General features: G+C 72.1%; 21 protein-coding genes and 1 pseudogene. 15 read left to right on the top strand and 7 right to left on the bottom strand.

The window, feature by feature from the left end; translation table 11 throughout:
- Window positions 1-36: 36 nt before the first annotated feature.
- The 4 genes and pseudogenes from HEK131_RS09895 to HEK131_RS09910 form a co-directional block, all read right to left on the bottom strand.
- Complete coding sequence (locus HEK131_RS09895; RefSeq protein WP_217460862.1) at window positions 37-801, bottom strand: FMN-binding protein; 765 nt, start codon at window positions 799-801, stop codon at window positions 37-39.
- 16 nt (window positions 802-817) lie between these two features.
- A complete protein-coding gene (locus HEK131_RS09900; protein WP_244334409.1) occupies window positions 818-2,200 on the bottom strand; it encodes a ferredoxin reductase family protein in 1,383 nt (460 codons plus the stop codon).
- Between the two features lie 89 nt (window positions 2,201-2,289).
- Window positions 2,290-2,997 (bottom strand): L,D-transpeptidase family protein, encoded by a 708-nt coding sequence (locus HEK131_RS09905; protein ID WP_244334410.1) that lies wholly within the window; start codon window positions 2,995-2,997, stop codon window positions 2,290-2,292.
- A gap of 3 nt (window positions 2,998-3,000) precedes the next feature.
- Window positions 3,001-3,207 (bottom strand): annotated as a pseudogene (locus HEK131_RS09910) (pyridoxamine 5'-phosphate oxidase family protein); the annotation flags it as partial.
- 135 nt (window positions 3,208-3,342) lie between these two features.
- Here HEK131_RS09910 and HEK131_RS09915 point away from each other — a divergent pair.
- The 5 genes from HEK131_RS09915 to HEK131_RS09935 all read left to right on the top strand — a co-directional run bounded on the left by HEK131_RS09915 (window position 3,343) and on the right by HEK131_RS09935 (window position 9,236).
- Window positions 3,343-4,536, top strand: coding sequence for an argininosuccinate synthase (locus HEK131_RS09915; RefSeq protein ID WP_161150018.1), 1,194 nt, complete (start codon window positions 3,343-3,345; stop codon window positions 4,534-4,536).
- An 84-nt stretch (window positions 4,537-4,620) separates the two neighbouring features.
- Window positions 4,621-6,051, top strand: coding sequence for an argininosuccinate lyase (gene argH, locus HEK131_RS09920; RefSeq protein ID WP_244334411.1), 1,431 nt, complete (start codon window positions 4,621-4,623; stop codon window positions 6,049-6,051).
- A gap of 60 nt (window positions 6,052-6,111) precedes the next feature.
- Window positions 6,112-7,083, top strand: coding sequence for an aldo/keto reductase (locus tag HEK131_RS09925; RefSeq protein WP_244334413.1), 972 nt, complete (start codon window positions 6,112-6,114; stop codon window positions 7,081-7,083).
- Window positions 7,084-7,161: 78 nt separating this feature from the next.
- On the top strand, window positions 7,162-7,713 hold the full coding sequence (locus tag HEK131_RS09930) for a TetR/AcrR family transcriptional regulator (RefSeq protein WP_161150021.1): 552 nt from the start codon (window positions 7,162-7,164) through the stop codon (window positions 7,711-7,713).
- Entirely contained in the window at window positions 7,710-9,236 is a 1,527-nt protein-coding gene (locus HEK131_RS09935) for an MFS transporter (protein ID WP_244334414.1), read from the top strand. Before HEK131_RS09930 ends, HEK131_RS09935 begins: the two co-directional genes overlap by 4 nt.
- A 57-nt stretch (window positions 9,237-9,293) precedes the next feature.
- Here HEK131_RS09935 and HEK131_RS09940 read toward each other — a convergent pair whose 3' ends face one another.
- Window positions 9,294-9,923, bottom strand: coding sequence for a lysophospholipid acyltransferase family protein (locus tag HEK131_RS09940; RefSeq protein WP_374201406.1), 630 nt, complete (start codon window positions 9,921-9,923; stop codon window positions 9,294-9,296).
- Between the two features lie 311 nt (window positions 9,924-10,234).
- Here HEK131_RS09940 and HEK131_RS09945 point away from each other — a divergent pair, with 311 nt between their 5' ends.
- The 3 genes from HEK131_RS09945 to HEK131_RS09955 all read left to right on the top strand — a co-directional run bounded on the left by HEK131_RS09945 (window position 10,235) and on the right by HEK131_RS09955 (window position 12,568).
- Complete coding sequence (locus HEK131_RS09945; RefSeq protein WP_217460868.1) at window positions 10,235-11,410, top strand: glycerophosphodiester phosphodiesterase; 1,176 nt, start codon at window positions 10,235-10,237, stop codon at window positions 11,408-11,410.
- A 109-nt stretch (window positions 11,411-11,519) separates the two neighbouring features.
- Window positions 11,520-12,026: a sigma-70 family RNA polymerase sigma factor gene (locus tag HEK131_RS09950; RefSeq protein WP_244334416.1), complete on the top strand. Its 507-nt coding sequence runs from the start codon at window positions 11,520-11,522 to the stop codon at window positions 12,024-12,026.
- 44 nt (window positions 12,027-12,070) lie between these two features.
- A complete protein-coding gene (locus HEK131_RS09955) occupies window positions 12,071-12,568 on the top strand; it encodes a GNAT family N-acetyltransferase (RefSeq protein WP_217460973.1) in 498 nt (165 codons plus the stop codon).
- Window positions 12,569-12,587: 19 nt separating this feature from the next.
- Here HEK131_RS09955 and HEK131_RS09960 read toward each other — a convergent pair whose 3' ends face one another.
- Together HEK131_RS09960 and HEK131_RS09965 are read right to left on the bottom strand one after the other, a co-directional pair.
- The gene (locus tag HEK131_RS09960; RefSeq protein WP_217460870.1) at window positions 12,588-13,007 is read right to left on the bottom strand and encodes a hypothetical protein; all 420 of its coding nucleotides are present in this window, start codon (window positions 13,005-13,007) and stop codon (window positions 12,588-12,590) included.
- 1 nt (window position 13,008) lies between these two features.
- Window positions 13,009-13,368: a hypothetical protein gene (locus HEK131_RS09965; protein ID WP_161146605.1), complete on the bottom strand. Its 360-nt coding sequence runs from the start codon at window positions 13,366-13,368 to the stop codon at window positions 13,009-13,011.
- Between the two features lie 570 nt (window positions 13,369-13,938).
- Here HEK131_RS09965 and HEK131_RS09970 point away from each other — a divergent pair.
- From HEK131_RS09970 to cobT, 7 genes are all read left to right on the top strand, one after another.
- Window positions 13,939-14,979 carry a methionine ABC transporter ATP-binding protein gene (locus HEK131_RS09970; RefSeq protein WP_217460871.1) on the top strand — a complete coding sequence of 347 codons (1,041 nt, stop codon included), beginning with the start codon at window positions 13,939-13,941 and terminating at the stop codon, window positions 14,977-14,979.
- A complete protein-coding gene (locus HEK131_RS09975; RefSeq protein ID WP_244334417.1) occupies window positions 14,976-15,710 on the top strand; it encodes a methionine ABC transporter permease in 735 nt (244 codons plus the stop codon). Before HEK131_RS09970 ends, HEK131_RS09975 begins: the two co-directional genes overlap by 4 nt.
- A 76-nt stretch (window positions 15,711-15,786) precedes the next feature.
- The gene (locus HEK131_RS09980; protein WP_217460872.1) at window positions 15,787-16,617 is read left to right on the top strand and encodes a MetQ/NlpA family ABC transporter substrate-binding protein; all 831 of its coding nucleotides are present in this window, start codon (window positions 15,787-15,789) and stop codon (window positions 16,615-16,617) included.
- Between the two features lie 46 nt (window positions 16,618-16,663).
- Window positions 16,664-17,494: a MetQ/NlpA family ABC transporter substrate-binding protein gene (locus tag HEK131_RS09985; protein ID WP_217460873.1), complete on the top strand. Its 831-nt coding sequence runs from the start codon at window positions 16,664-16,666 to the stop codon at window positions 17,492-17,494.
- A gap of 161 nt (window positions 17,495-17,655) precedes the next feature.
- A complete protein-coding gene (locus tag HEK131_RS09990) occupies window positions 17,656-18,294 on the top strand; it encodes a GNAT family N-acetyltransferase (RefSeq protein WP_217460874.1) in 639 nt (212 codons plus the stop codon).
- A 101-nt stretch (window positions 18,295-18,395) separates the two neighbouring features.
- Window positions 18,396-19,613: a precorrin-6y C5,15-methyltransferase (decarboxylating) subunit CbiE gene (cbiE, locus tag HEK131_RS09995; protein ID WP_217460875.1), complete on the top strand. Its 1,218-nt coding sequence runs from the start codon at window positions 18,396-18,398 to the stop codon at window positions 19,611-19,613.
- A gap of 385 nt (window positions 19,614-19,998) precedes the next feature.
- On the top strand, window positions 19,999-23,373 hold the full coding sequence (gene cobT, locus HEK131_RS10000) for a nicotinate-nucleotide--dimethylbenzimidazole phosphoribosyltransferase (protein WP_244334419.1): 3,375 nt from the start codon (window positions 19,999-20,001) through the stop codon (window positions 23,371-23,373).
- Window positions 23,374-23,454: the final 81 nt, after the last annotated feature.

Raw genomic sequence — 23,454 nt, forward strand, 5'->3', positions numbered from 1 at the left:
ACCACATGCGGTGTCCCAGCCCGCTCGGCCACCGTCTCAGCCACCGGCCTGGTCCAGCGCCGACTGGAGCGACTTCTTGTACCCGGTGCTCGTGTAGGTGGCCCCGGACACCGAGTCGATGTCCGCGTTCCCCGACGCGACGGCCGCCTGATTCAGCCGCGGTACGGCCAGTGCGGTCTTCTGGTCGCTCTCGCCGCCCTTGGGCGCCTGGACGGCCTCCGCCTTGGTGATCTTCTTCCCGCTGAGCGTGACCCGGACCTGGATCGGCCCGTACGGCGTCTGCTCGGCCTTCCCGGTGACGGTACGGGCCTGCGCGGCCCCGGAACTCCCGCCCGCGGAGCCCTTCTTCACCTGGTCCAGCGCCGACTGGAGCGACTTCTTGTACCCGGTGCTGGTGTAGGTGGCGCCCGACACCGAGTCGATGTCCGCGCTCTGCGCCGCCAGCGCCGCCTGGTTGAGCCGGGGCACGGCGAGCGCCGTCTTCTCGTCGCTGGTCGGGCCCTTGGGCGCCTCGACGGCCTCCGCCTTGCTGATCTTCCCGCCGCTGACCGTCAGCCGGACCCGCACGGCACCGTACGGCGTCTGCGCCGCGTCCCCGGTCACCGTGCCGGCCTGGTCCGACGCCTGGGCACCGGCCTGTCCGCCCTGCGGCGACTCCTCGGCCGCGGCCGACGCCGGCGGGGCCGCCGCCGAGGCGGAGGCCGGATCGGAGGCGGGCTTCAGCGACAGCAGCAGCACGACACCGGACACGGTGGCCGCGGTGGCCAGCATCACGCGCCGAATGGGGTGGCTCTTCCTCATGACCTCTGAGCTCCGCTCACATCTCGAAAGACTCGTGATGGATACGCCGGGCGGGGACACCCGCGCCGCGCAGTGCCTCGTACACCGACTGCGCGAAGCCGGGCGGCCCGCACATGAAGACGTCGTGGCGGTCGATGTCGGGCATCTTGCGCCGGAGGTTCTCCGCCGAGATGTCCGGCCGCTCGCCGTCCGGGCTGTTCACCGCGTACATCAGCCGGGCGCCCCGCTCCTCGGCGATCGCGGCCAGCTCGTCCCACAGGGCCAGGTCCTGCGTGGTGTTGGCCCGGTACAGCAGCGTGATGTCACCGGAGGCGCCCGGCAGCGTCTCGAACAGTGCCCGCATCGGCGTGATGCCGACGCCGCCCGCCACGAGCAGCACCTTGCCCCGGCTGCGCCGCTGCGCGGTGAGCGCCCCGTACGGGCCCTCCGCCCACACCCCGGTCCCCGGCTCCAGCTCGCGCAGCCGGGCGCTGTGGTCGCCGATCGCCTTCACGGTGATCCGCAGCATGCCCGGCCGGGGCGCGGCCGACAGCGAGTACGGGTGCGAGCTGAACCGCATCCCCGGCGCCAGGAACCGCCAGCGGAAGAACTGGCCCGCCTCCGCGCCCATCCGGTGCAGCTTCCGCCCCGAGATCAGCACCGACACGATGCCCGGCGACTCCTCGATCACCGCCTCCACCCGCATCCGGTGCCGCAGGTTCAGCCGGACCGGCACGATGACCCGGTACCAGAGCACCAGCGCGGTGACCGCACCGTACAGCACGTACCAGAAGGTCTTGGCGGACGGCTCCACCGCGAAGTCGTTACCGGTGGTGATCTGGTGCCAGAAGGTCAGGAACACCGCGGCGTAGGTGAGCAGATGCACGTGGTACCAGGTGTCGTACGGCAGCCTGCGCCGCACGACCCCGATGGACGAGAGGCCGATCACCACGAACAGGCCGGTGCCGATGGCCGCCTTGCCCATGTCGGGCAGTTGGTTCACCGAGTCGACGGTCTGCTGCACGATGTCGCCGAGCGACTTGCCCGCCTGGAGGGCGTACCCCCACATGGTGAGGAAGACGTGCGCGACGACCAGGCTGAGCGTGTAGCGGCCGCTCATCGCGTGCCAACGGGCCACCCGGTCCGAGCCGACCCGCCGCTCCAGCGCCGGTACGCGCGCCATCTGGAGCACGACCAGCGCCATCAGGTACCCGGCCAGCAGACCGGTGATCCGGCCCGCGTTCAGGACGCGGCCCGCGTTGTCGGCGATCGAGGGCGTGTTGTGCCACCAGAGCCACAGCACGGCCGCCGCGCCCGCCCACACCGCGAGCAGCAGTGGGACGGCCGGCGAGCGGCGCGGGCGGATGCGGCGCATCGTCTGGCGGCGGGCGGCACGTCCGCCTGCGAGCGTGGTGGTCACGGTTCCTCCGGGGGGACTTGACCCTAGGCCCACACATACGTGCGGTGTGGGCGGAGTGTTCAGCGTCCCGGCGGGTGACCTGGCGGCTTTCAGTAGCGGGTGAGCGCGGTGGCCCCGCCCTCGGTCCCGATGGCGATGTGCGGGCGGCGGGCCGGGTCGGCCCAGCGGAGGACATCGGTCATGGCGTCGGAGGGCACCGAGACGCAACCCGCCGTGGCCGCCTTGCCGTTGACGTGCAGGAAGATGCCCGCGCCGCGCCCGCGCACCGGACGGTGGTAGTTGAAGCCGATGACCAGGGCGTGGGCGTACTGGGTGGCGTAGGAGACCAGGTGCTCGGACTCCGAGGCGCGGCAGTCGGCGGGGAGGGGGTCCGTCCAACGGTTGTAGGCGCGGCTGTCGTTGTCCTGGCACCACCATGAACTCTTCTGCACCGGAAGGTACTTGACGCGTGTCCCGGTCGGAGGTGCCTCGATGCCGAAGCCGAACGGCAGGTCGTACAGCCCGGCCGGGGTGGTGTTGGTGCCCTGCTGTCGCTCGGTGCCCGCCACCAGCCCGGCCGCCCCGAACCGCGCGGGCGCCGTCCCGGCCGCCGTCCACCGGCCGTGCCTCAGGTCCCACCAGGTGAGCGTGCCGGTGGTGGAGCCGGCGTCCGGCGCCTCGGCGGTGATGAGCTGCGTGCCCCCGCCGGTGTCCGCGAGGAGCGCGGGCAGCGGGGTGCCGGCGGACGGCTCGGCGGGCGCGAGACCGAGCGCGCAGAAGGAGGCGGACACGAGGGCGGTGACCAGGCGGCGGCGCATGGCTCAGACCGTAGAGGGCGGTGGCGGCAGCGGCAGGCCGGGCGGTCCGTCGACGCTCGTGGCGATGTGCTCCTTCCCGGTGAAGCGGTCGCCGGCCGATGCGTCGTCCTCGCGGGCGAAGCGCCGTTCGTGCGGGTCGCGGTCCTCCTCGTAGGCCATGCGGGGCACGGAGTATCCGCAGGCGTCACGGATCGGGTCCGCGCGCACCACGTCAGGGTGATCCGGCCGTCGATGCGCTCATATGTCTTTCCCTTGTCGGCCGGCCATCCCCCTGCCGCGATTGACGAATCATGCGGAGTTCTGCATACTCATGCATATCAGCGAATGCACGTGAGGAGAGAAACCGTGACCGAGCGCGTCGTACTCGCCTACTCAGGCGGACTGGACACCTCCGTCGCCATCGGCTGGATCGCCGAGGAGACGGGCGCCGAGGTCATCGCCGTTGCGGTGGACGTCGGTCAGGGTGGCGAGGACCTGGACGTCATCCGCAAGCGCGCCCTCGCGTGCGGTGCCGTCGAGGCCGAGGTGGCCGATGCCAAGGACGAGTTCGCCGAGGAGTACTGCCTCCCGGCGATCAAGGCGAACGCCCTGTACATGGACCGCTACCCGCTGGTCTCCGCCCTGTCCCGGCCGACGATCGTCAAGCACCTCGTCGCCGCCGCCCAGAAGCACGGCGCCACCACGGTCGCCCACGGCTGCACCGGCAAGGGCAACGACCAGGTCCGCTTCGAGGCCGGCATCGTCGCCCTCGCCCCCGACCTGAAGTGCATCGCCCCGGTCCGCGACTACGCGATGACCCGCGACAAGGCGATCGCCTTCTGCGAGGCGAAGAACCTCCCGATCGCCACCACCAAGAAGTCCCCGTACTCCATCGACCAGAACGTCTTCGGACGCGCCGTCGAGACGGGCTTCCTGGAGGACATCTGGAACGCCCCGATCGAGGACATCTACGAGTACACGTCCAACCCGGCCGAGGCCCGCGAGGCCGACGAGGTCGTCATCACCTTCGAGCGCGGCGTCCCGGTCGCCCTCGACGGCCGCCCCGTCACCGTCCTGCAGGCCATCCAGCAGCTCAACGAGCGCGCCGGTGCCCAGGGCATCGGCCGGATCGACATGGTCGAGGACCGCCTGGTCGGCATCAAGTCCCGCGAGGTGTACGAGGCGCCGGGCGCCATCGCCCTGATCACCGCCCACCAGGAGCTGGAGAGCGTCACCGTCGAGCGTGAACTCGCCCGCTACAAGCGGCAGGTGGAGCAGCGCTGGGGCGAACTGGTCTACGACGGCCAGTGGTTCTCCCCGCTCAAGCGCGCGCTGGACGGCTTCATCACCGAGGCCAACGAGCACGTCTCCGGCGACGTCCGGATGACCCTGCACGGCGGCCGCGCCGTCGTCACCGGCCGCCGGTCCCAGTCGTCGCTGTACGACTTCAACCTCGCCACCTACGACACCGGCGACACCTTCGACCAGGCCGCGGCCAAGGGCTTCATCGACATCTACAGCCTGTCGTCGAAGATCGCGGCCAAGCGGGACCTCGCGTAAGCGACGTCGTTGAACAGCCCGACCGCCTCCTCACCCGCAAGGGTGGGGAGGCGGTGGCACACCACGACCTTGAGGAGCAACGCAGTGAGCAGCAACAGCGGTGACGTACGGCTCTGGGGCGGCCGTTTCGCCGACGGTCCCGCCGAGGCCCTGGCGAAGCTGTCCGCGTCCGTCCACTTCGACTGGCGGCTCGCCCCCTACGACATCGCCGGCTCCCGCGCCCACGCGCGCGTGCTGCACACCGCGGGCCTCCTCACCGAGGACGAGCTGACCCGGATGCTCGCGGGGCTCGACCGGCTCGAAGCCGACGTGGCCTCGGGCGAGTTCACCGGCACCATCGCCGACGAGGACGTCCACACCGCCCTGGAGCGCGGCCTGCTGGAGCGGCTCGGCCCCGACCTCGGCGGCAAGCTCCGCGCCGGACGCTCGCGCAACGACCAGGTCGCCACCCTCTTCCGGATGTACCTGCGCGACCACGCCCGGATCGTCGGCGCCCTGATCGCGGACCTCCAGGACGCCCTGGTCGGCCTCGCCGAGGCCCACCCGGACGTGGCCATGCCCGGCCGCACCCATCTCCAGCACGCCCAGCCGGTGCTCTTCGCCCACCATGTGCTGGCCCACGTCCAGTCCCTCGGGCGGGACGCCGAGCGGCTGCGCCAGTGGGACGAGCGCACGGCCGTGTCCCCGTACGGGTCGGGCGCGCTCGCCGGCTCCTCCCTCGGACTGGACCCCGAGGCGGTCGCCCGCGACCTCGGCTTCGAGCGCGGCAGCGTCGGCAACTCCATCGACGGCACGGCCTCGCGGGACTTCGTCGCGGAGTTCGCCTTCATCACCGCGATGATCGGCATCGACCTCTCCCGGATCGCCGAGGAGATCATCATCTGGAACACGAAGGAGTTCTCCTTCGTCACCCTCCACGACGCCTTCTCCACCGGCTCCTCGATCATGCCGCAGAAGAAGAACCCGGACATCGCGGAGCTGGCGCGCGGCAAGTCCGGCCGGCTGATCGGCAACCTGACGGGCCTGCTGGCGACGCTGAAGGCGCTGCCGCTGGCCTACAACCGCGACCTCCAGGAGGACAAGGAGCCGGTCTTCGACTCCTGCGACCAACTGGAGGTCCTGCTCCCCGCCTTCACCGGCATGATCGCCACCCTCACCGTCAACCGCGAGCGCATGGAGGAGCTGGCCCCGGCCGGGTTCTCCCTCGCCACCGACATCGCCGAGTGGCTGGTCCGGCAGGGCGTGCCGTTCCGCGTCGCGCACGAGGTCGCGGGGGAGTGCGTCAAGGTCGCCGAGGCCGACGGCAAGGAACTGGACGAGCTCACGGACGAGCAGTTCGCCAAGATCTCCGCCCACCTCACCCCGGAGGTGCGTACCGTCCTGAACGTCCAGGGAGCGCTGGCCTCCCGGAACGGCCGGGGCGGCACGGCGCCGGGCGCGGTGGCGGTGCAACTGGCGGAGGTCAAGGCCGACCTCGCGGAACAGCACGCCTGGGTCGACGCCAAGCAGAACTGAACGAAGGGCGTCGCGGGTTAGGTTGGTCGTGGTTGATCACCCGACCGAACGGAGCCCGCGATGCCCTTCGCCCGCCTGTCCTCCGCGACCACCCCGACCAGCCACCTCGGCCTGGGGCTCGCCGCGGTCGGCCGCCCCGGCTACATCAACCTGGGCCGGGACCGCGACCTCGGGGAGGACCGCAGCGCCGAGGCGTTGCGCGCCCGCACCCATGAGCTGCTCGACGCCGCCTACGCCCAGGGTGTGCGCTACTTCGACGCCGCCCGCTCCTACGGCCGCAGCGAGGAGTTCCTCGCGGACTGGCTGAAGGCCCGCCCGGAGGCCGACGACGTGGTGGTCGGCAGCAAGTGGGGCTACACCTACACCGCCGACTGGTCCGCCGAGGCCGACCGGCACGAGGTCAAGGACCACAGCCTGGCCACGTACGACCGGCAGCGCGCCGAGACGGCCGAGCTGCTCGGGGACCGGCTGGACCTCTACCAGATCCACTCCCTCACCCCCGACAGCCCCGCCCTCACCGACCGCGAGCTGCATCGAAGGCTCGCCGAAGCGGCAGCGGGCGGCCTCACCGTCGGCTTCTCCACCAGCGGCCCCGCCCAGGCCGACACCATCCGGGCCGCCCTGGAGATCATCGTTGACGGCGCGCCCCTCTTCCGCACCGTGCAGTCCACGTACAACGCGCTGGAGACCTCGGCCGGTCCCGCGCTGGCGGAGGCGCACGACGCCGGGCTCACGGTGATCGTCAAGGAGGGCATGGCCAACGGCCGCCTCGCTCCGGAGCACGCGCCCGAGGCTCTGCGGGAGATCGCCGGGGAGACCGGCCTCGGCTGCGACGCCGTCGCCCTCGCGCTGATCCTCTGCCGTCCCTGGGCCGGTGTCGTCCTCTCCGGCGCCGCGACCGTCCCCCAGCTCGGCTCCAACCTCCACGCCGCCGCCGTCGACCTCACCGACGACCAGCGGGCCCGCCTCGACGCCCTCGCCGAGGACCCGCACACCTACTGGGCACGACGCGGCGAGCTGCCCTGGCACTGAGCCCCGTCCGACCGGCCCCGGTGAGTCACACATGCCCGTGATGAGACACTCATGTCTCACGCGAGGTATCCTTGTCTCATGGCTCTCGACCGTGACCACGTGCTGCGCAGCGCCGCCGCCCTGCTGACCCGCAAGTCCACCGCGACCATGGACGAGGTCGCCCGAGCCGCCGGGATCAGCCGCGCCACCCTCCACCGCCACTTCGCCGGCCGTGACGCGCTGGTCCGCGCGCTGGAGGCGCTCGGCATCGCCGAGTGCGAGGCGGCGCTCGACCGCGCCCGGCTGGACGAGGGCCCCACCGCCGAGGCGGTCCGCCGACTGGTCCGCGAGATCCAGCCCGCCGCCGGACTGCTCGCCTTCCTCTACGGCGAGAACCAGCTCTGGGAGGGCGAAGGGCAGAACACCGGCTGGCTGGGTCTGGACACCCGGATCAGCGCCCTCTTCCAGCGCGGCCAGCGCGACGGCGAACTCCGTATCGACCTCACCCCCGGCTGGCTCACCGAAGCCTTCTACGGGCTGATCACCTCGTGCGCCTGGGCCGCGGTGGACGGCCGCGTGGCCTCCCGCGACTTCCCGACGATGGTCGCCGAACTGCTGCTCGGCGGCGCGCTGCGCCGGGCGGAGTCATGACCGGCACCAGCACCCTGCTACCCGTACGGACCGGGAGCGAGCGGCGTCCGGGCCGCTGGCTGGCGCTGGCGGTACTGGTCCTCGCCGTGCTGCTGGTCGCCGTCGACGCCACCGTCCTCGGCCTCGCCACCCCCTACATCAGCGAGGACCTGCACCCCTCCGGCACCCAACTGCTGTGGATCGGTGACGTCTACTCCTTCGTCATCGCCGGTCTGCTCGTCTCGATGGGCAGCCTCGGCGACCGCATCGGCCGCAAGCGCGTCCTGCTGTGCGGCGCGGCCGCCTTCGGCGCGATCTCGGTGCTGAACGCGTACGCGAGCACGCCCGGCCTGATGATCCTGGCGCGGGCCCTGCTCGGCGTCGCGGGCGCCACCCTGATGCCCGCGACCCTCGCCCTGATCCGCAACCTCTTCCACGACCCGCGCGAGCGCAGCCTCGCCATCGGCGTCTGGGGCGCCACCGCCTCCGCCGGCACCGCCGTCGGCCCGATCGTGGGCGGCCTCCTGCTGGAGCACTTCTGGTGGGGCTCGGTGTTCCTGATCAACCTGCCGGTGATGGCGGTCCTGGTCCTGGTCGGCATCCGCACCCTGCCCGAGTCCCGCGACCCGGCCCCCGGCCCCTGGGACCTGGTGAGCGTGCTGCTGTCCCTGGTCGGCATGCTCGCCGTGGTCTACGCGGTCAAGGAGGCCGCCACCCACGGCTTCGGCCCGCTCACCCTGGCCACGGGCCTGCTGGGCGCGACCGCGCTGTACGGCTTCGTCCGCCGCCAGCTCACCCTGCCCACCCCGCTGCTCGACATGCGGCTGTTCCGGAACCGGGGCTTCAGCGGGGCGGTGCTCGCCGATCTGCTCACCGTGCTCGGGATGTCGGGGCTGGTGTTCTTCCTGTCCCAGTTCCTGCAACTGGTCCAGGGGCGGCCGCCCTTCGAGGCGGGCCTGGCCGAACTGCCCGCCGCCGTGGGCGCGGTGGCGGCCGGGCTGGTCGCGGGCCACGCGGCACGCCGCTTCTCGGTGCGCGCGGTGGTCTCCGGCGGCCTCGCCGCGATCGGCGTGGCCCTCGCCGTCCTCACCACACTCGACCGGGCCACCGGGTATCCGCTGCTCGGCGCCGCCCTGCTGATCGTCGGAGTCGGCGCGGGCTTCTCCTTCACCGTCACCTCGGACGTGATCCTCTCCAGCGTGGACAGGAACCGCGCGGGCGCCGCCTCGGCGGTCTCCGAGACGGCCTACGAACTGGGCGCCGCCCTGGGGATCGCCCTGCTGGGCTCGATCGTCACGGCCGCCTACCGCGGCTTCACCGGCCCGGCGGGCACCCCGGAAGCGGCCCACGAGTCGCTGGGCGCGGCGGTGGAGGCGTCGGCGGGCCTGCCCGCCCCGACCTCCGAAGCGCTCCTGGGCGCGGCCAGGGAGTCGTTCGTGCACGGGCTGCATCTGGCGTCGGGAGCGGGAGCGGCGGTACTGCTGGCGACGTCGGCGGCGGCGTGGTTCCTGCTGAAGGACCAACGGCTGGACAGGGGTTTCTAGGGACGCGGGGAACGGCGCGACCAGCCCCCGCGCACCGTCACCGAGCCGCCGGAGGCGTCAAGCGGCCTTGGCCTTGGTGGCGTACATGTCCACGTACTCCTGCCCGGACAACCGCATGACCTCGGCCATCACGGAATCCGTCACGGCACGGAGCACGTACCGGTCCCGGTCCATCCCCTCGTACCGGGAGAACTCCATCGGCTCACCGAACCGCACGGTGACCTTCCCCGGCCGGGGGAAGCCCTTCCCGCCCGGCTGGAGCTTGTCCGTGCCGATCATGGCGAACGGCACCACCGGCGCCCCGGTCATCAGGGTGAGCCGGGCGATGCCCGTACGCCCCCGGTACAGCCGCCCGTCGGGGGAACGGGTGCCCTCGGGGTAGATCCCGAAGACCCTGCCCTCCTCCAGTACACGGCGGCCGGTCATCAGGGCCGCGACCCCGCCGTTCGCGCCGTCCCGGTCCACCGGGATCATGCCGACGCCGGTGAAGAACCAGGCCATGGCGCGGCCCTTGATCCCCTTGCCGGTGACGTACTCGTCCTTGCCGATGAACTGCACCTGCCGCTTGGAGACCACCGGGAGCACGATCGAGTCGATGAACGTGAGGTGGTTGCCCGCCAGGATCACCGGACCCTCGCCCGGAATGCGCTCAAGGCCCTCCACCTGGGGGCGGAACATCAGGCGCATGACCGGCGCGAGCACTGCCTTGATGAGCGCGAAGCGGGACAACGGGTCCTCCAGGCCGAGCGGGCGATATGAGTCTGTGCAGGTGAGGACATTACTCGCGGCTATGGGAAAAGCGCACATCGGGCCGCGCGATTCACCGAGGTCTTACGTGTTGTTGACATGGGCTCACCTCCCAGGAGCCATCAGGCGTCACCCGCGTGTTCCCGCCGAGATCTCCCCTTCGTCATGTCCACGCCCCTACGATCGGCGCGCAGCCAGGAGACACAGCCAGGTCGGACCTCAGACCCGGGAAACGACAGCGGGAGACGCGTATGGAAAGCGACCGGACCAATCAGCCCTCACGCGCGACCGGACGGCGCGCGGTCCTCGGTGCGGCGGTGCTCGGCGCGGGCGGGGCGGTCCTCGGGCTGCCCTCGGCCGCCCACGCGGCCGGCACCCGGACGGCCGGGTCCGGCGGACGCGGCCTGAAGAGCCTGCCCGTGCCGACGATCATCGGCCACCGGGGTGCCAGCGGCTACCGCCCCGAGCACACCTTCGGCTCCTACGACCTCGCGCTCGAGCTCGGCGCCGACATCGTGGAGGCGGGTGACCTGGTGCCCACCAAGGACGGGCATCTCGTCTGCCGCCACGAACCCGAGATCGGCGGCACCACGGACGTCGCCGCGCACCCGGAGTTCGCCGACCGCAAGGCCACCAAGGTCCTCGACGGCGTCTCCGTCACCGGCTGGTTCACCGAGGACTTCACGCTCGCCGAGCTCAAGACGCTGCGCGCGGTGGAGCGCATCCCGGCCAACCGACCGCACAACACCCTCTACAACGGCCGCTGGGAGATCCCCACCTTCGAAGAGGTGCTGAAGTGGCAGGACGCCCGCACCCGCGAGCGCGGCCGCCAGGTGTGGATCTACCCCGAGCTGAAGCACCCCACCTACTTCCGCCGCCTGGGCCTGGGCCTGGAGGAGCGGGTGGCCAAGGTGCTGCGCAAGTACGGCAAGGAGGGGCGGAACGCGCCGGTCATCCTCCAGTCCTTCGAGCCGACCAGCATCCAGCGGCTCAACCGGATCGTCGACAATCCGCTCGTCGTCCTGCTCGACGCCGCCACCAGCCGCCCCTACGACTTCGTCGCCACCGGCGATCCCCGTACGGTGGCCGACCTCGTCACCCCCCGGGGCCTGCGCGAGATCGCGGGCTACGCCCAGGGCATCGGCCCCACCCTGGACCTGGTCATCCCGAAGAAGTCCGACGGCACCCTGGGCGAACCCACCCGGCTGGTCGCCGACGCGCACAAGGTCGGCCTGATCCTGCACCCCTACACCATGCGCAACGAGAACCCCTTCCTCCCGGCCGAGTTCCGCAAGGGCAGCACCCCGGACGGCTACGGCGACGTCTTCGGCGCGTACCGCACGTACTTCGCCACCGGCATCGACGGCGTCTTCACCGACAACGCCGACACCGGTGTGCTGGCCCGCGCCGACTTCCTCGGCCGCTGAGGGCCCCGGAACCGGGCGGGGCGTCAACACCGAGGCCCCGCACACCCCGATGAGGGTGACAGCGCGCCGTCCCGGAAACCCACCGCCGGGACGGCGCGTCTGGACGCATATGACCCATGACCTGTTGGCCGAGCTGCGCCCGCTCCTCACCGCGGAGGCGTCCGCCGAGGCATATGCCTGCGGGGGTGAACCCGGCGATCTGGAGCAGGCCGTCTGGCTACGGCTCCTGGAGCGCCTGGAGAGCCAGGGGCCGCCGCCGGACCCGTCCGGCTGGCTGCGTGACGCCGTCCGGGACGAGGGCCGCATCAGCCGCCGCGCCCACGGCGTCGAGCGGCCCTACGACGGCGAACCCGCCGACGACACCCGGCACGGCCCCGAACAGCTCGCCCTGCGGGCCGCCCGGCACCGGGTGGTGCGCGAGGCCGTACGCAGACTGCCCGGCCGCTGCCCCCGGCTCATGGAGGCCCTGCTCTCCCCGCGCGACCTCACCTACCGCGAGATCGCGGGGGAGTTGGGCATCTCACAGGGCAGCCTCGGACCGGAACGCTCCAGATGTCTGGGATGTCTGCGACGAATGCTGGCGGCGGAGGTTGCCGGTACCGAAGCACGGGGATAGAGGTGGGGGACAACAGTGATCAGGTGAGCGGGAGGCATGCGCACATGGGCATGAGCGTGACCATCTCGGCGGCGACCGAGCCGGACGCGGAGCAGATCTTCCGGCTCCAGTACCTCTGCTTCCAGAGCGAGGCCGCGCGCTACGGCAACTACCGCATCGACCCGCTCGTGCAGAGCCTGGACCAGGTCCGCGAGGAGGTCGCCGCCGACTGCGTCTTCGTCGCCCGGCTCGGGGACGAAGTGGTCGGCTCGGTGCGCGGCAGGCTCACCGAGGACGGCGCGGCGGCCATCGGCATGCTCTGCGTGCACCCCCGCCTCCAGGGCCACGGCATCGGTGCCCGTCTGCTGGGCGCGGCCGAGAAGGCGCTCACCGAGCAGCGCGGCGCCACCACGTACCGGCTGCGCACCGGCCACCGCAGCGAGGGCGGGCTCCGGCTCTGCCGGAAGCTGGGCTACCGGGCGGTGGGCCGCTCCCTGGGCGCCGACGGCGTCGAGATGATCGTCCTGGAGAAACCGGCCGCGGCCTACGCGGCCACCGCCTGAGCCGCCGGGGCGGGCGGGCTCAGCCCGCCTGCCGCAGCCGCGCCCCGCGCAGCCAGTACAGCGCGGTCAGCGGCAGCAGCACGGGGATGAAGACGTATCCCATCCCGTAGTCCGACCACACGGTGGCGTCCGGGAACGCGGACGGCTCGACCAGTGTCCACGTGCCCACGATCAGCACCCCGGCCAGCTCGGCGGCGCAGCACACCACCGCGGCACGGCGGGCCGTCTCGCCGCCCCGGACCAGCGTGTACGTGATGAACCCGTACACCACGCCCGCGAGCGCCGACAGCGAGTAGGCGAGCGGTGCCCGGTCGAACTCCGTGGCGATCTGGTAGACCGAGCGCGACACGGCGCCGACCACCATCACGCCGTAGAACCAGACCAGCAGCATGCCCGGCCCGCTGATCAGCCGGGCCGGCTTCTCCTCCAGCGCCGTCATGTCAGCCTCCCCAGATGTCAAAGAGCCGTACTTCGAGAACGGCCAGCACCACGCCGCCCGCGGCCACCGTCACCGAACCCCAGCGCGTGCGCTCGGCCAGCGACATGAAGCCCGCCGCCGGAACGCAGGCCAGCGCGCCCAGCAGATACGCCAGGAAGATCGTCATGCCCTGGTCCGGCTTCTCGCCCCGCGCCAGCAGCACGATCCCGACGACCAGCTGGATCACGGCCAGCAGGGACACCACGGCCATGCCGATGAAGTGCCAGTCCTTGGTCGGCTGGTCCCGGTGCGCGGCCCAGCCGCACCAGGCGGCCAGCAGCAGCGCGGCGATCCCGGTCGCCAGCGTCAGGGCATTGAGCATGCCGAGACCTTATTACGGCCGAAACGGACGCCCGTCGCCGCCCCCGGCGCTCGCACGGCCACCGTGGCGTTGGCCACAGCCGGGCCGCGCCGGAGGGCCGATGCCGACTCGCCGGTAACGGCGCCCTGCCCCTTGACGCCACGGGTGACCGCCGACCGGCCCGCCCCGCGCGTCTCACCGGGACCATCCACGGCTGTCCAGCATGTGGACAGCTCACTCCGGTCGCCGCGGCCGGTCTGGTTTACTGACCGCATGACCACGACGAGCAGCCGCACCCTTGCGACCGAGGCGACCAACACGCCCGGTGCTCGTTGTATGTGTCGCATGACGTGCCGAATGCGCGCCTTCTAGAGGGCCCCCGCACCACCGAAGAGCCTCGCGCCCCGAAGCGAGAGCCATGGCCCGGCCGGCTCCGGAACACCGGCGTACCGGAACCCGTGCCGTTCGCGCACACGCTGTTCTCCCCGGTTCACTCGCCACCGCGAGAACCGTGCCGCGTCCCTGAAATGCAATCCCATGCACCTGTGCCAGGCACACCCGCGCCGGCACTCGACAGTGACGGAAACCCCTGTGATCACCACCTCGGGCCTGACCAAGGTCTACCGCTCGCGCGGCCGCGAGGTCACCGCCCTCGACGGCGTCGACCTCCACGTCCGCGAAGGAGAGGTCTACGGCGTCATCGGCCAGTCCGGCGCCGGTAAGTCCTCCCTGATCCGCTGCGTTAACCTGCTGGAGCGCCCCACCGCCGGCACCGTGAGCGTCGCCGGACAGGACCTCACCGCCCTCGCCGGCCGCGGACCGCGCGCGGGCAAGGAACTGCGCCGGGCCCGCAGCCACATCGGCATGGTCTTCCAGCACTTCAACCTGCTGTCCTCCCGGACCGTGCAGGACAACATCGAGCTGCCGCTGGAGATCCTCGGCAAGTCCGGCAAGGAGCGCTCCCGCAAGGCGCTGGAACTCCTCGACCTGGTCGGCCTCGCCGACAAGGCGAAGTCCTACCCGGCCCAGCTCTCCGGCGGCCAGAAGCAGCGCGTCGGCATCGCCCGCGCCCTGGCCGGCGACCCGAAGGTGCTGCTCTCCGACGAGGCCACCAGCGCCCTCGACCCGGAGACCACCCGCTCCATCCTCCAGTTGCTGCGCGACCTGAACCGGCAACTGGGCCTGACCGTCCTGCTCATCACCCACGAGATGGACGTGGTGAAGTCGATCTGCGACTCCGCCGCGCTCATGGAGAAGGGACGCATCGTGGAATCCGGCACCGTCAGCGAACTGCTGGCCACCCCCGGCTCGCAGCTCGCCTCCGCCCTGTTCCCCGTCGGCGGCGAGGCCACCGGCGAGGACCGCACCGTCCTGGACATCACCTTCCACGGCGAGGCCGCCACTCAGCCGGTCGTCTCCCAGCTCGCGCGCACCTACAACATCGAGATCTCGATCCTCGGCGCGGCCATCGACACCGTCGGCGGCCTCCAGATCGGCCGGATGCGCATCGAACTGCCCGGCCGCTACGAGGACAACGTGGTGCCGGTCGGCTTCCTGCGCGAGCAGGGCCTCCAGGTCGACGTGGTCGGCACCGAGGGTGAGTCCGTGCTGGTGAAGGAGGGTGCGAAGTGACCTGGTCCGAGATACAGCCGCTGCTGTCGCAGGCGTGTTCCGAGACGTTCTCGATGGTGCTCTGGTCCACCCTGATCGCCATCGCCCTCGGCCTGCCGCTGGGCATCCTCCTCGTCCTCACCGAGCGCGGCGGACTGCTCCAGAACGTCGTCGCCAACAAGGTGATCGGCCAGATCGTGAACGTCGGCCGCTCCATGCCGTTCATCATCCTGATGGTCGCGCTGATGAGCTTCACCCGCTGGGTGACCGGCACCACCATCGGCACCACGGCCGCGATCGTGCCGCTCGCCATCGGCGGCATCCCGTTCTTCGCCCGGCTGGTCGAGACGGCCGTCCGCGAGGTGGACGGCGGACTCGTCGAGGCCGTGCAGGCCATGGGCGGCAATAGCTGGACCATCGTCCGCAAGGTCCTCATCCCCGAGGCGCTGCCGTCGCTGATCGCCAGCACCACCACCACGATCATCGCCCTCATCGGCTACTCGGCCATGGCCGGCACGGTCGGCGGCGGCGGACTCGGCGACCTCGCCGTCCGCTACGGCTACCAGCGCTTCGAGACCGGACTGATGTGGATCACCGTCGGCATCCTCGCCGTCGTCATCTCCCTCATCCAGTTCGCCGGCGACTTCGCCGCCCGCTCCCTGCACGGCCGCGGCGGCTCCGGACCGGTGCCGAAGCTGCGCCTGCTGAAGGCCGAGGAGCCGGCCGCCGCCGACATCGGCAAGGTCGCCTGAGCGCGCCCGTACTTCTCCGAAGACTCCCCGGCCACCCAAGCCCGGGGCGCACCACCCTCAAGGAAAGGCACTTTTCGTGCGTAACGCCGCCAAGCTCACCACCGCCGTCCTCGCCGCCGGAGCCCTCACCCTCGGGCTCTCCGCCTGCGGCTCCGGAAAGGACTCCGGCTCCGCCGACGCCGACGGCCCGCTGATCGTCGCCGCGAGCCCCACCCCGCACGCCGAGATCCTGAACTTCGTCAGCAAGAACCTGGCGAAGAAGGCCGGACTCGACCTGCAGGTCAAGGAGTTCACCGACTACATCACGCCGAACACGGCCACCGAGGACGGCTCGGTCGGAGCCAACTACTTCCAGAACCAGCCGTACCTCGACGACTTCAACAAGAAGCGCGGCACCCACATCGTGCCCGTCGTCACGGTCCATCTGGAACCGCTCGGCCTCTACTCCCACAAGGTCAAGAAGGCCGACGACCTCAAGAGCGGTGCGACCGTCGCAGTGCCCAACGACGCCGTCAACGAGGCCCGCGCCCTCAAGCTGCTGGCCGCGAACAAGCTGATCACCCTCAAGGACGGCGTCGGCTCCGAGGCCACCCCCGCCGACATCGCCAAGAACCCCAAGAACCTGAAGTTCAAGGAGGTCGAGGCGGCCCAGACCCCGCGCTCCCTGGACGACGTGGACGCGGCGGTCGTCAACGGCAACTACGCCATATCCTCCGGCCTCAAGCCCGCCAAGGACGCCATCGCCCTGGAGTCCGCGAAGAACAGCCCCTACGGCAACTTCCTCGCGGTGAAGAAGGGCGACGAGAACGACCCCCGGGTCAAGAAGCTCGCCAAGCTGCTCACCTCGCCCGAGGTGAAGAAGTTCATCGAGGACAAGTACCAGGGCTCCGTCATCCCCTCGTTCTGACCTCCCCCGAGCTGCCAGACCCCGACCCGCCCAAGGGGATCGACACATGCGCAAGACCGTATGGCTCGCCGCGGCCACCGCCGCCGCCCTCTCGCTCGGCCTGACCGCCTGCGGCTCAGGCTCGGCCGCCGGCAAGGGAGGTGACGACGGCCCGCTCGTCGTCGGCGTCACCCCCGTGCCCGCCGGTGAAGTCCTCCACCACATCGACGACCACCTCGCCGCCAAGGCCGGACTCAAGCTGGAGATCAAGGAGTTCACGGACTACGTCCTGCCGAACACCGCGCTCCAGGAGGGCACGCTCGACGCGAACCTCTACCAGAACCAGCCGTTCCTGGACGACTTCAACAAGTCCAAGGGCACGGACCTGGTGTCGGTGGTGAAGGCGTACCTGCCGCCCATGGGGGTCTACTCCCACAAGGCCAAGGACGTCACCAAGCTCCGCGACGGCGCCACCGTGGGTGTGCCCAACGACCTCACCAACGAGGCACGTGCGCTCAAGCTCCTCGCCGCCGCCGGCGTCATCGAGCTGAAGCCCGGCGCTGGCGCCGACGCCTCCCCGGCCGACGTCACGTCCAACCCCAGGCACCTGAAGTTCCAGGAGATGGAGGCCGCCCAGCTTCCCCGCTCCCTGGACGACATGGACGCCGCCGTCATCAACAACAACTTCGCCCAGGACGCGGGCCTCAGCCCCACCAAGGACGCCGTCTACCTGGAGTCCGCGAAGAACAACCCGTACGCCAACCTGCTCGCGGTGAAGAAGGGCAGCGAGGACGACCCCCGGGTCAAGAAGCTGGCGAAGCTGCTGACCTCGCCCGAGATGAAGAAGTTCATCGAGGACAAGTACAAGGGGTCGGTCCTGCCCGTCGACGGCGACTGACCCGACGGCCGGACACGGCGCACGGGCCCGCCCCCGCGTCCCGCAAGGGGCGGCAGGGGGCGGGCCCGTGCGTGCGTTCCGGTGCTGTCATGCTGCATGCTGGGCAGTTCAGCAGGGTCCTGACGGACCCTCAAGAATCCTCGACGGTTACGGAGTGGCGCATGAGCAGCACCTTCCCCAACATCTCCATCTCGACGGAGCGGTTGGGCCTGCGTCCCCTGGACGAGGACGACGTGCCCGCCCTCGCCGAGATGATGAACGACGAGCAGGTCGCCGTCTGGACCGACGTGCCCCAGCCGTTCACCGAGGACGGTGCCCGGCGCTGGATCACCGAGTACGCGCCCGCCGAACGCGCCGCCGGACGCGGCATCGACCTCGCGGTCACCGAGTTCCTCACCCAGCGCCTGGTCGGCATCGTCCAGCTCGGCAAGACCAACTGGACGACCCGCTCCACCGAGCTGTCGTACATCATCGCCCCCTGGGCCCGCGGCGAGGGCTACGCCTCCGAGGCCGCGCTCGCCACCGTCCAGTGGCTGTTCAACGACCAGAAGTTCGAGCGCGTCGAGCTGCGCACCGCCGCCGACAACACCGCCTCCCAGCAGGTCGCCCAGAAGATCGGGTGCATCAGCGAGGGCGTGCTGCGCAACGCCTGCATAGTCCACGTGCGCACCGAGGACGGCACCTGGACCGACATGCGCACCGACTTCATCGTCTGGAGCCTGCTGCCCGAGGACCTCGAAGCCAGCGACGAGCAGCTCGCGGACAGCCGCGGCTTCGGCACCTACGCCAACTGGAACTGACACCGCCCCGCCGCCCCTCGCCGCCGCACCACCAGGTACCCTCACGAAGCCCGCATGTGAGGCCACCCCTGACGACCCGCCGAGACCTGGAGACTGACGAGATGGCCGATCGGGTCACGGTGATCGGCTGGGACGGCTCGCCGCTGACCGAAGCGGCACGCGGCGCCCTCGGCGCCGCCACGCTCGTCGCGGGCGCCCCCCATCATCTGGCGCTCCCCGAGATCCCGGCCGCCGCCGAACGCGTCCGCCTCGGCAGCGTCCCCCTGGCCGCCCGCCGTGTCGCGGCCCACCGTGGCACCGCCGTCGTGCTCGCCGACGGCGACCCCGGCTTCTTCGGCGTCGTCCGCGCCCTGCGCGCGCCGGAGTTCGGCCTGGAGGTCGAAGTCGTGCCCGGTGTCTCCTCCGTGGCCGCCGCCTTCGCCCGCGCGGGCATGCCCTGGGACGACGCCCATGTGGTCGTCGCACACCCCCGCACCCTGCGCCGCGCCGTGAACGTATGCCGCGCCCACACCAAGGTCGCCGTCCTCACCGCACCCGGCGCAGGCCCCGCCGAACTCGGCCTGCTTCTCGACGAGGTGCACCGCACCTTCGTCGTCTGCGAGGAACTCGGCACCGAGAACGAGCGTGTCAGCGTCCTCACCTCCGACAAGGCCCCCGACCACACCTGGCGCGACCCCAACGTCGTCATCGTCATCGGCGGCCCCGCGGCCGCCGTCGAGGGCGGCGGCTGGATCGCCGGCCGCGACCCGGCCGCCGGCCCGCGCGGCTGGACCCAGCCCGACGAGGCGTACGGCGGCCTGCTCGGCGAGGGTGAGAACGAACTGCTCCGCGCCGCCCAGCTCGCCCGGCTCGGCCCGCGCACCGGAGACCTGGTGTGGGACATCGGCTGCGGCTCCGGCGCCTTCGCCGTCGAGGCCGCCCGCGCCGGGGCGGCCGTCCTCGCCGTCGACCAGGACCCCGAGTCCTGCGCCCGGACCGACGCCGCCGCCCGCCAGTTCGGGGTCCAGCTCCAGATCGTGCGGGGCGAGGCACCGCACATCCTGGAGAACCTGGCCGAGCCCGACGTCGTACGCGTCGGCGGCGGGGGAGCGGCCGTCGTCTCGGCCGTGGCCGACCGGCGCCCGCAGCGCATCGTGGCCCACGCGGCCACCCGCGACGCCGCCGAACTCATCGGCAGGGACCTCACCGAGCACGGCTACCGCGTCGAGTGCGCGCTGCTCCAGGCCGTCGGACTCGACACCAGGTCCTGGACGGAGAACGAGCGGAGCGTCGTCTTCCTGCTCAGCGGCGAACTGCCCCCGCGCGAGACCTCGCGCTGAACCACCGCCGTACCTCCCGGCCGACGTCGCCCCGTGATCCGTTTGTCGTACCGCGCGCGGTAGGCTGGCCGATCGTTGTACCGCACCCGCGGTCCGGAAGTTCGTTCGTCAATGTCCGGAAAGCTCGCCCGCTTTGGGGCGGTGGGTGAGGTACGGCAAAACCGGAGGACGCGCAACGTGGCGCAGTCCACAACGGGCTGTCGCGTGATCTCGCTGTCACGACGGCCGAACGGCCGCGAGAATGCCACCGAATGGCTTTGTCGCCATTTCTGGCGGGTCGTTCGTGCCGATGCGCACGGACGCTCGTTCTCACTACGGGGCGGTCGGTGCGCCGTTCCGGGTGAGCTGGTCGTAGGAGCACTAAACCGATGGGCGAGGGGTACGCATGACCGACACCGGCCAGGTCCCGGCCGAGGGACAGCCGGAGAGCGCAGGCATGGTGGAGCAGCCGGGCCTCGGGCACGGCGCGTACACCTACCTCGCCGAGGCGCCCGCCGAGGACGAGGACCTGCTGCTGCCGGGCGCTCAGGGCGCGTGGGGCAACGAGATGCCGCCGCCCGCACCCGAACCGATCCTCGAGGCGGTCCACCAGCCCGGCGCCCACGAGACGGCGGGCCGGGACACCGGCTCCGTCGACCTCAGCGGTGTACGGCTGCCCGAGCAGGGCCCCGGCCCCGTACCGCCGGCGGCGCACGAGGCGCCCGCGGCCGTACAGCCGCCGCGCCGCCCGCTGCACCTCGGCCCGCCGATCCCGGACGCCTCCGCCAGCCCGGTCCGCTCCCTCGCCGACCGCGGACCCGCCGGAGCACTGCCGCGGCCCATGGCCGGCCCCGAGTACCTCGAGGTGCAGGCGCTGCCCGACCCGGCCCCGCAGGCCGCCGCGCCCTGGGCCGCCGCCCCGGTGGAGGCCATGGCGCCGGCCGCCGAAACGGTTGTCCCGGACGTGGAGGGCGCGCCCGTCGAGCCCGCCGCCGCGCAGGCCGCCGTGGACCGGCTGACCGCCCAGGCCGAGGCCGAGGTCGCCGTGGAGGAGGCGCCGGAGAGCGTCGAGCCCGTCGCGGCCGAGGTGCCGGTGCCGGAGACGGCCGAGCCCGTCGTGGAGGCCCAGCCCGCCGTGGAGGCCGTCGAGAGCGCGGAGCCCGCGCCCGAGGCCGTACCGGCGTACGAGGCCGAGGCCGCTCCGGCGTACGCGCCCGAGGTCGCCCCCGAGGAGGTGGCCGCCGCCGAGGTTCCCGTCGAGGCCGCCGAGGTGGCTCCCGAGCCTGTCGCCGTCCCGGTGCCCGAGGTCGCGCCGGAGGCTCCCGAGGCCGCGGCGTTCGTCCCCGTCGAGGAGGTCCCGCAGCCCGCCGAGCCCGTCGAGTCCGTCGTGGCTCCCGAGCCCGAGGCCCCCGTCGCTCCCGCCGAAGAGGCGGCGGCGGAGCCGGCCCCGGAAGCCGTGGCCCCCGTCGAAGCCCCGGACGCGGAAGCCCCGCTGCCTCCCGAGGAGACCTTCCTCCCGGAGCCCGAGGACCTGCTGGCCCCGGAGGAGATCCTGCTCCCGGAGCCCGAGGCCGAGGCACTCGCCGAGCCCGAGGACATCCCGGTGGCCGCCCCGCAGCCCCCGGTCCAGGAGGCCCCCGAGCAGCCCGTGCCCCCGGCCGCCCCGGCTCCCGTCGAGGCCCTCGCCGCCCACGAAGCCCCCGCGGGTCCCCAGCTCCAGGCCCCCGAAGAACTCCCCGCCCCCGTGGAGCCCCTGCCCTCCGGCCTTCCGCCGGAGCCGCACCCGGACCACGCGCTCGGGCAGTTCGTGGCGGTCGACGGGCAGGTGCCGACCACCCCGCACCTGGCGCCGACCCCGCCGCAGCCGCTGATCCTCCCCGACCTGGACGCCGCCGCCCCGCAGGCCCCCGAGGCCGCCGCGCCCGCGCCCCGCGCGGCCGAGGTGGCCGAGCCGGACTTCGTCCAGCACGCCGAGGACCTGGCCACGACCGAGGCCGACCAGGACGAGGAGTCCGCGCTCGCCGAGTCGGAGCCGGTCCCGCACACGGGACCCGCCGCGCCCGCGTACAACGACGCCGAGCGCGAAGCGGTCCTGAAGGTGATCCGCGAGCGCCGCGACATCCGCAACGGCTTCCGCAGCGACCCGATCCCGCACGACGTGCTGCTGCGCGTCCTGGAGGCGGCCCACACCGCCCCCTCGGTCGGCCACTCGCAGCCCTGGGACTTCGTCGTCATCCGCTCCGCCGACACCCGGCGCGCGATGCACGACCTGGCCATGAGCCAGCGCGAGGCGTACGCCAAGTCGCTGCCCAAGGGCCGTGCCAAGCAGTTCAAGGAAATGAAGATCGAGGCCATCCTCGACACCCCGGTGAACATCGTCGTCACCGCGGACCCCACCCGTGGCGGCCGCCACACCCTCGGCCGGCACACCCAGCCGCAGATGGCCCCGTACTCCTCCGCGCTCGCGGTGGAGAACCTCTGGCTCGCCGCGCGTGCCGAGGGCCTCGGCGTCGGCTGGGTCAGCTTCTTCGACGAGCGGGAGATGGTCCGCGCGCTCGGCCTGCCCGAGCACCTGGAGGTCGTCGCCTACCTGTGCGTCGGGTACGTCGACGAGTTCCCGGACGAGCCCGAGCTGATGCAGGCCGGCTGGTCCAGGCGCCGCCCGCTGTCCTGGGTGGTGCACGAGGAGACGTACGGCCGCCGCGCCCTGCCCGGAGAGGAACCCCACGACCTGCTTGCCGAGACCGTCGCGCAGATCCGCCCGCTCGACGCCAAGGCGCTCGGCGAGGCGTGGGAGCGCCAGAAGCGTATGACCAAGCCGGCCGGCGCGCTCGGCATGCTGGAGATCATCTCCGCACAGCTCTCGGGCCTGTCCCGGCAGTGCCCGCCGCCCATCCCGGAGCCCGCGGCCGTGGCCGTGTTCGCCGGTGACCACGGAGTGCACGCCCAGGGCGTCACCCCGTGGCCGCAGGAGGTCACCGGGCAGATGGTGGCCAACTTCCTGGGCGGCGGCGCGGTCTGCAACGCCTTCGCCAACCAGGTCGGCGCCGAGGTGTGCGTCGTGGACGTCGGCGTCGTCGCCGACCTGCCCGCCACCCCCGGTCTGCTGCCCCGCAAGATCCGCGGCGGCACCTCCGACATGACCACCGGGCCCGCGATGACCCGCGAGGAGGCCAGGGCCGCCATCGAGGTCGGCATCGAGACCGCCCGCGACCTGGTCGCCGCCGGGAACAAGGCGCTGCTCACCGGCGAGATGGGCATCGGCAACACCACCTCCTCCGCCGCGCTGATCTCCGTCTTCACCGGCGCCGACCCGGCCGACGTCACCGGCCGGGGCACCGGGATCAACGACGAGACCCTGGCCCGCAAGACCGAGGTCGTCCGCCGTGCGCTGGAACTCCACCAGCCGGACCCGGCCGACCCGATCGGTGTCCTCGCGGCCCTCGGCGGCTTCGAGCACGCGGCCATGGTCGGCCTGCTGCTGGGTGGCGCCTCCCTGCGCACACCGGTGATCCTGGACGGGGTGAGCGCCGGTGCGGCGGCCCTCGTGGCCCGTGCCATCGCCCCCGAGGTGCTGGCGGCCTGCATCGCCGGGCACCGCAGCGCCGAGCCCGGCCATGTGGCCGCGCTCAACAAGCTGGGCCTGCGCCCGCTGGTCGACCTCGACCTGCGCCTGGGCGAGGGCACCGGCGCGCTGCTCGCGCTGCCGCTGGTGCAGAGCACGGCCCGCGCGATGCACGAGGTGGCGACGTTCGACTCGGCGGGCGTCACCGAGAAGTAGCGTCACCGAGTACGGTCCCGCTCGGGCGGTCCGGCGTTCACCTGCCGGACCACCCGTGCCCTCCGGCCGGCCCGGACATTA

It is taken from the genome of Streptomyces seoulensis, assembly GCF_022846655.1.
GTDB lineage: Bacteria > Actinomycetota > Actinomycetes > Streptomycetales > Streptomycetaceae > Streptomyces.

Coding starts and splice junctions, on each gene's coding strand:
- HEK131_RS09895 (WP_217460862.1), bottom strand. CDS start 801: ATGAGGAAGAGCCACCCCATTCGGCGCGTGATGCTGGCCACCGCGGCC.
- HEK131_RS09905 (WP_244334410.1), bottom strand. CDS start 2,997: ATGCGCCGCCGCCTGGTCACCGCCCTCGTGTCCGCCTCCTTCTGCGCG.
- HEK131_RS09925 (WP_244334413.1), top strand. CDS start 6,112: ATGCCCTTCGCCCGCCTGTCCTCCGCGACCACCCCGACCAGCCACCTC.
- HEK131_RS09930 (WP_161150021.1), top strand. CDS start 7,162: ATGGCTCTCGACCGTGACCACGTGCTGCGCAGCGCCGCCGCCCTGCTG.
- HEK131_RS09935 (WP_244334414.1), top strand. CDS start 7,710: ATGACCGGCACCAGCACCCTGCTACCCGTACGGACCGGGAGCGAGCGG.
- HEK131_RS09940 (WP_374201406.1), bottom strand. CDS start 9,923: ATGCGCCTGATGTTCCGCCCCCAGGTGGAGGGCCTTGAGCGCATTCCG.
- HEK131_RS09945 (WP_217460868.1), top strand. CDS start 10,235: ATGGAAAGCGACCGGACCAATCAGCCCTCACGCGCGACCGGACGGCGC.
- HEK131_RS09950 (WP_244334416.1), top strand. CDS start 11,520: ATGACCCATGACCTGTTGGCCGAGCTGCGCCCGCTCCTCACCGCGGAG.
- HEK131_RS09955 (WP_217460973.1), top strand. CDS start 12,071: ATGGGCATGAGCGTGACCATCTCGGCGGCGACCGAGCCGGACGCGGAG.
- HEK131_RS09960 (WP_217460870.1), bottom strand. CDS start 13,007: ATGACGGCGCTGGAGGAGAAGCCGGCCCGGCTGATCAGCGGGCCGGGC.
- HEK131_RS09965 (WP_161146605.1), bottom strand. CDS start 13,368: ATGCTCAATGCCCTGACGCTGGCGACCGGGATCGCCGCGCTGCTGCTG.
- HEK131_RS09985 (WP_217460873.1), top strand. CDS start 16,664: ATGCGCAAGACCGTATGGCTCGCCGCGGCCACCGCCGCCGCCCTCTCG.
- HEK131_RS09990 (WP_217460874.1), top strand. CDS start 17,656: ATGAGCAGCACCTTCCCCAACATCTCCATCTCGACGGAGCGGTTGGGC.
- cbiE (WP_217460875.1), top strand. CDS start 18,396: ATGGCCGATCGGGTCACGGTGATCGGCTGGGACGGCTCGCCGCTGACC.
- cobT (WP_244334419.1), top strand. CDS start 19,999: ATGACCGACACCGGCCAGGTCCCGGCCGAGGGACAGCCGGAGAGCGCA.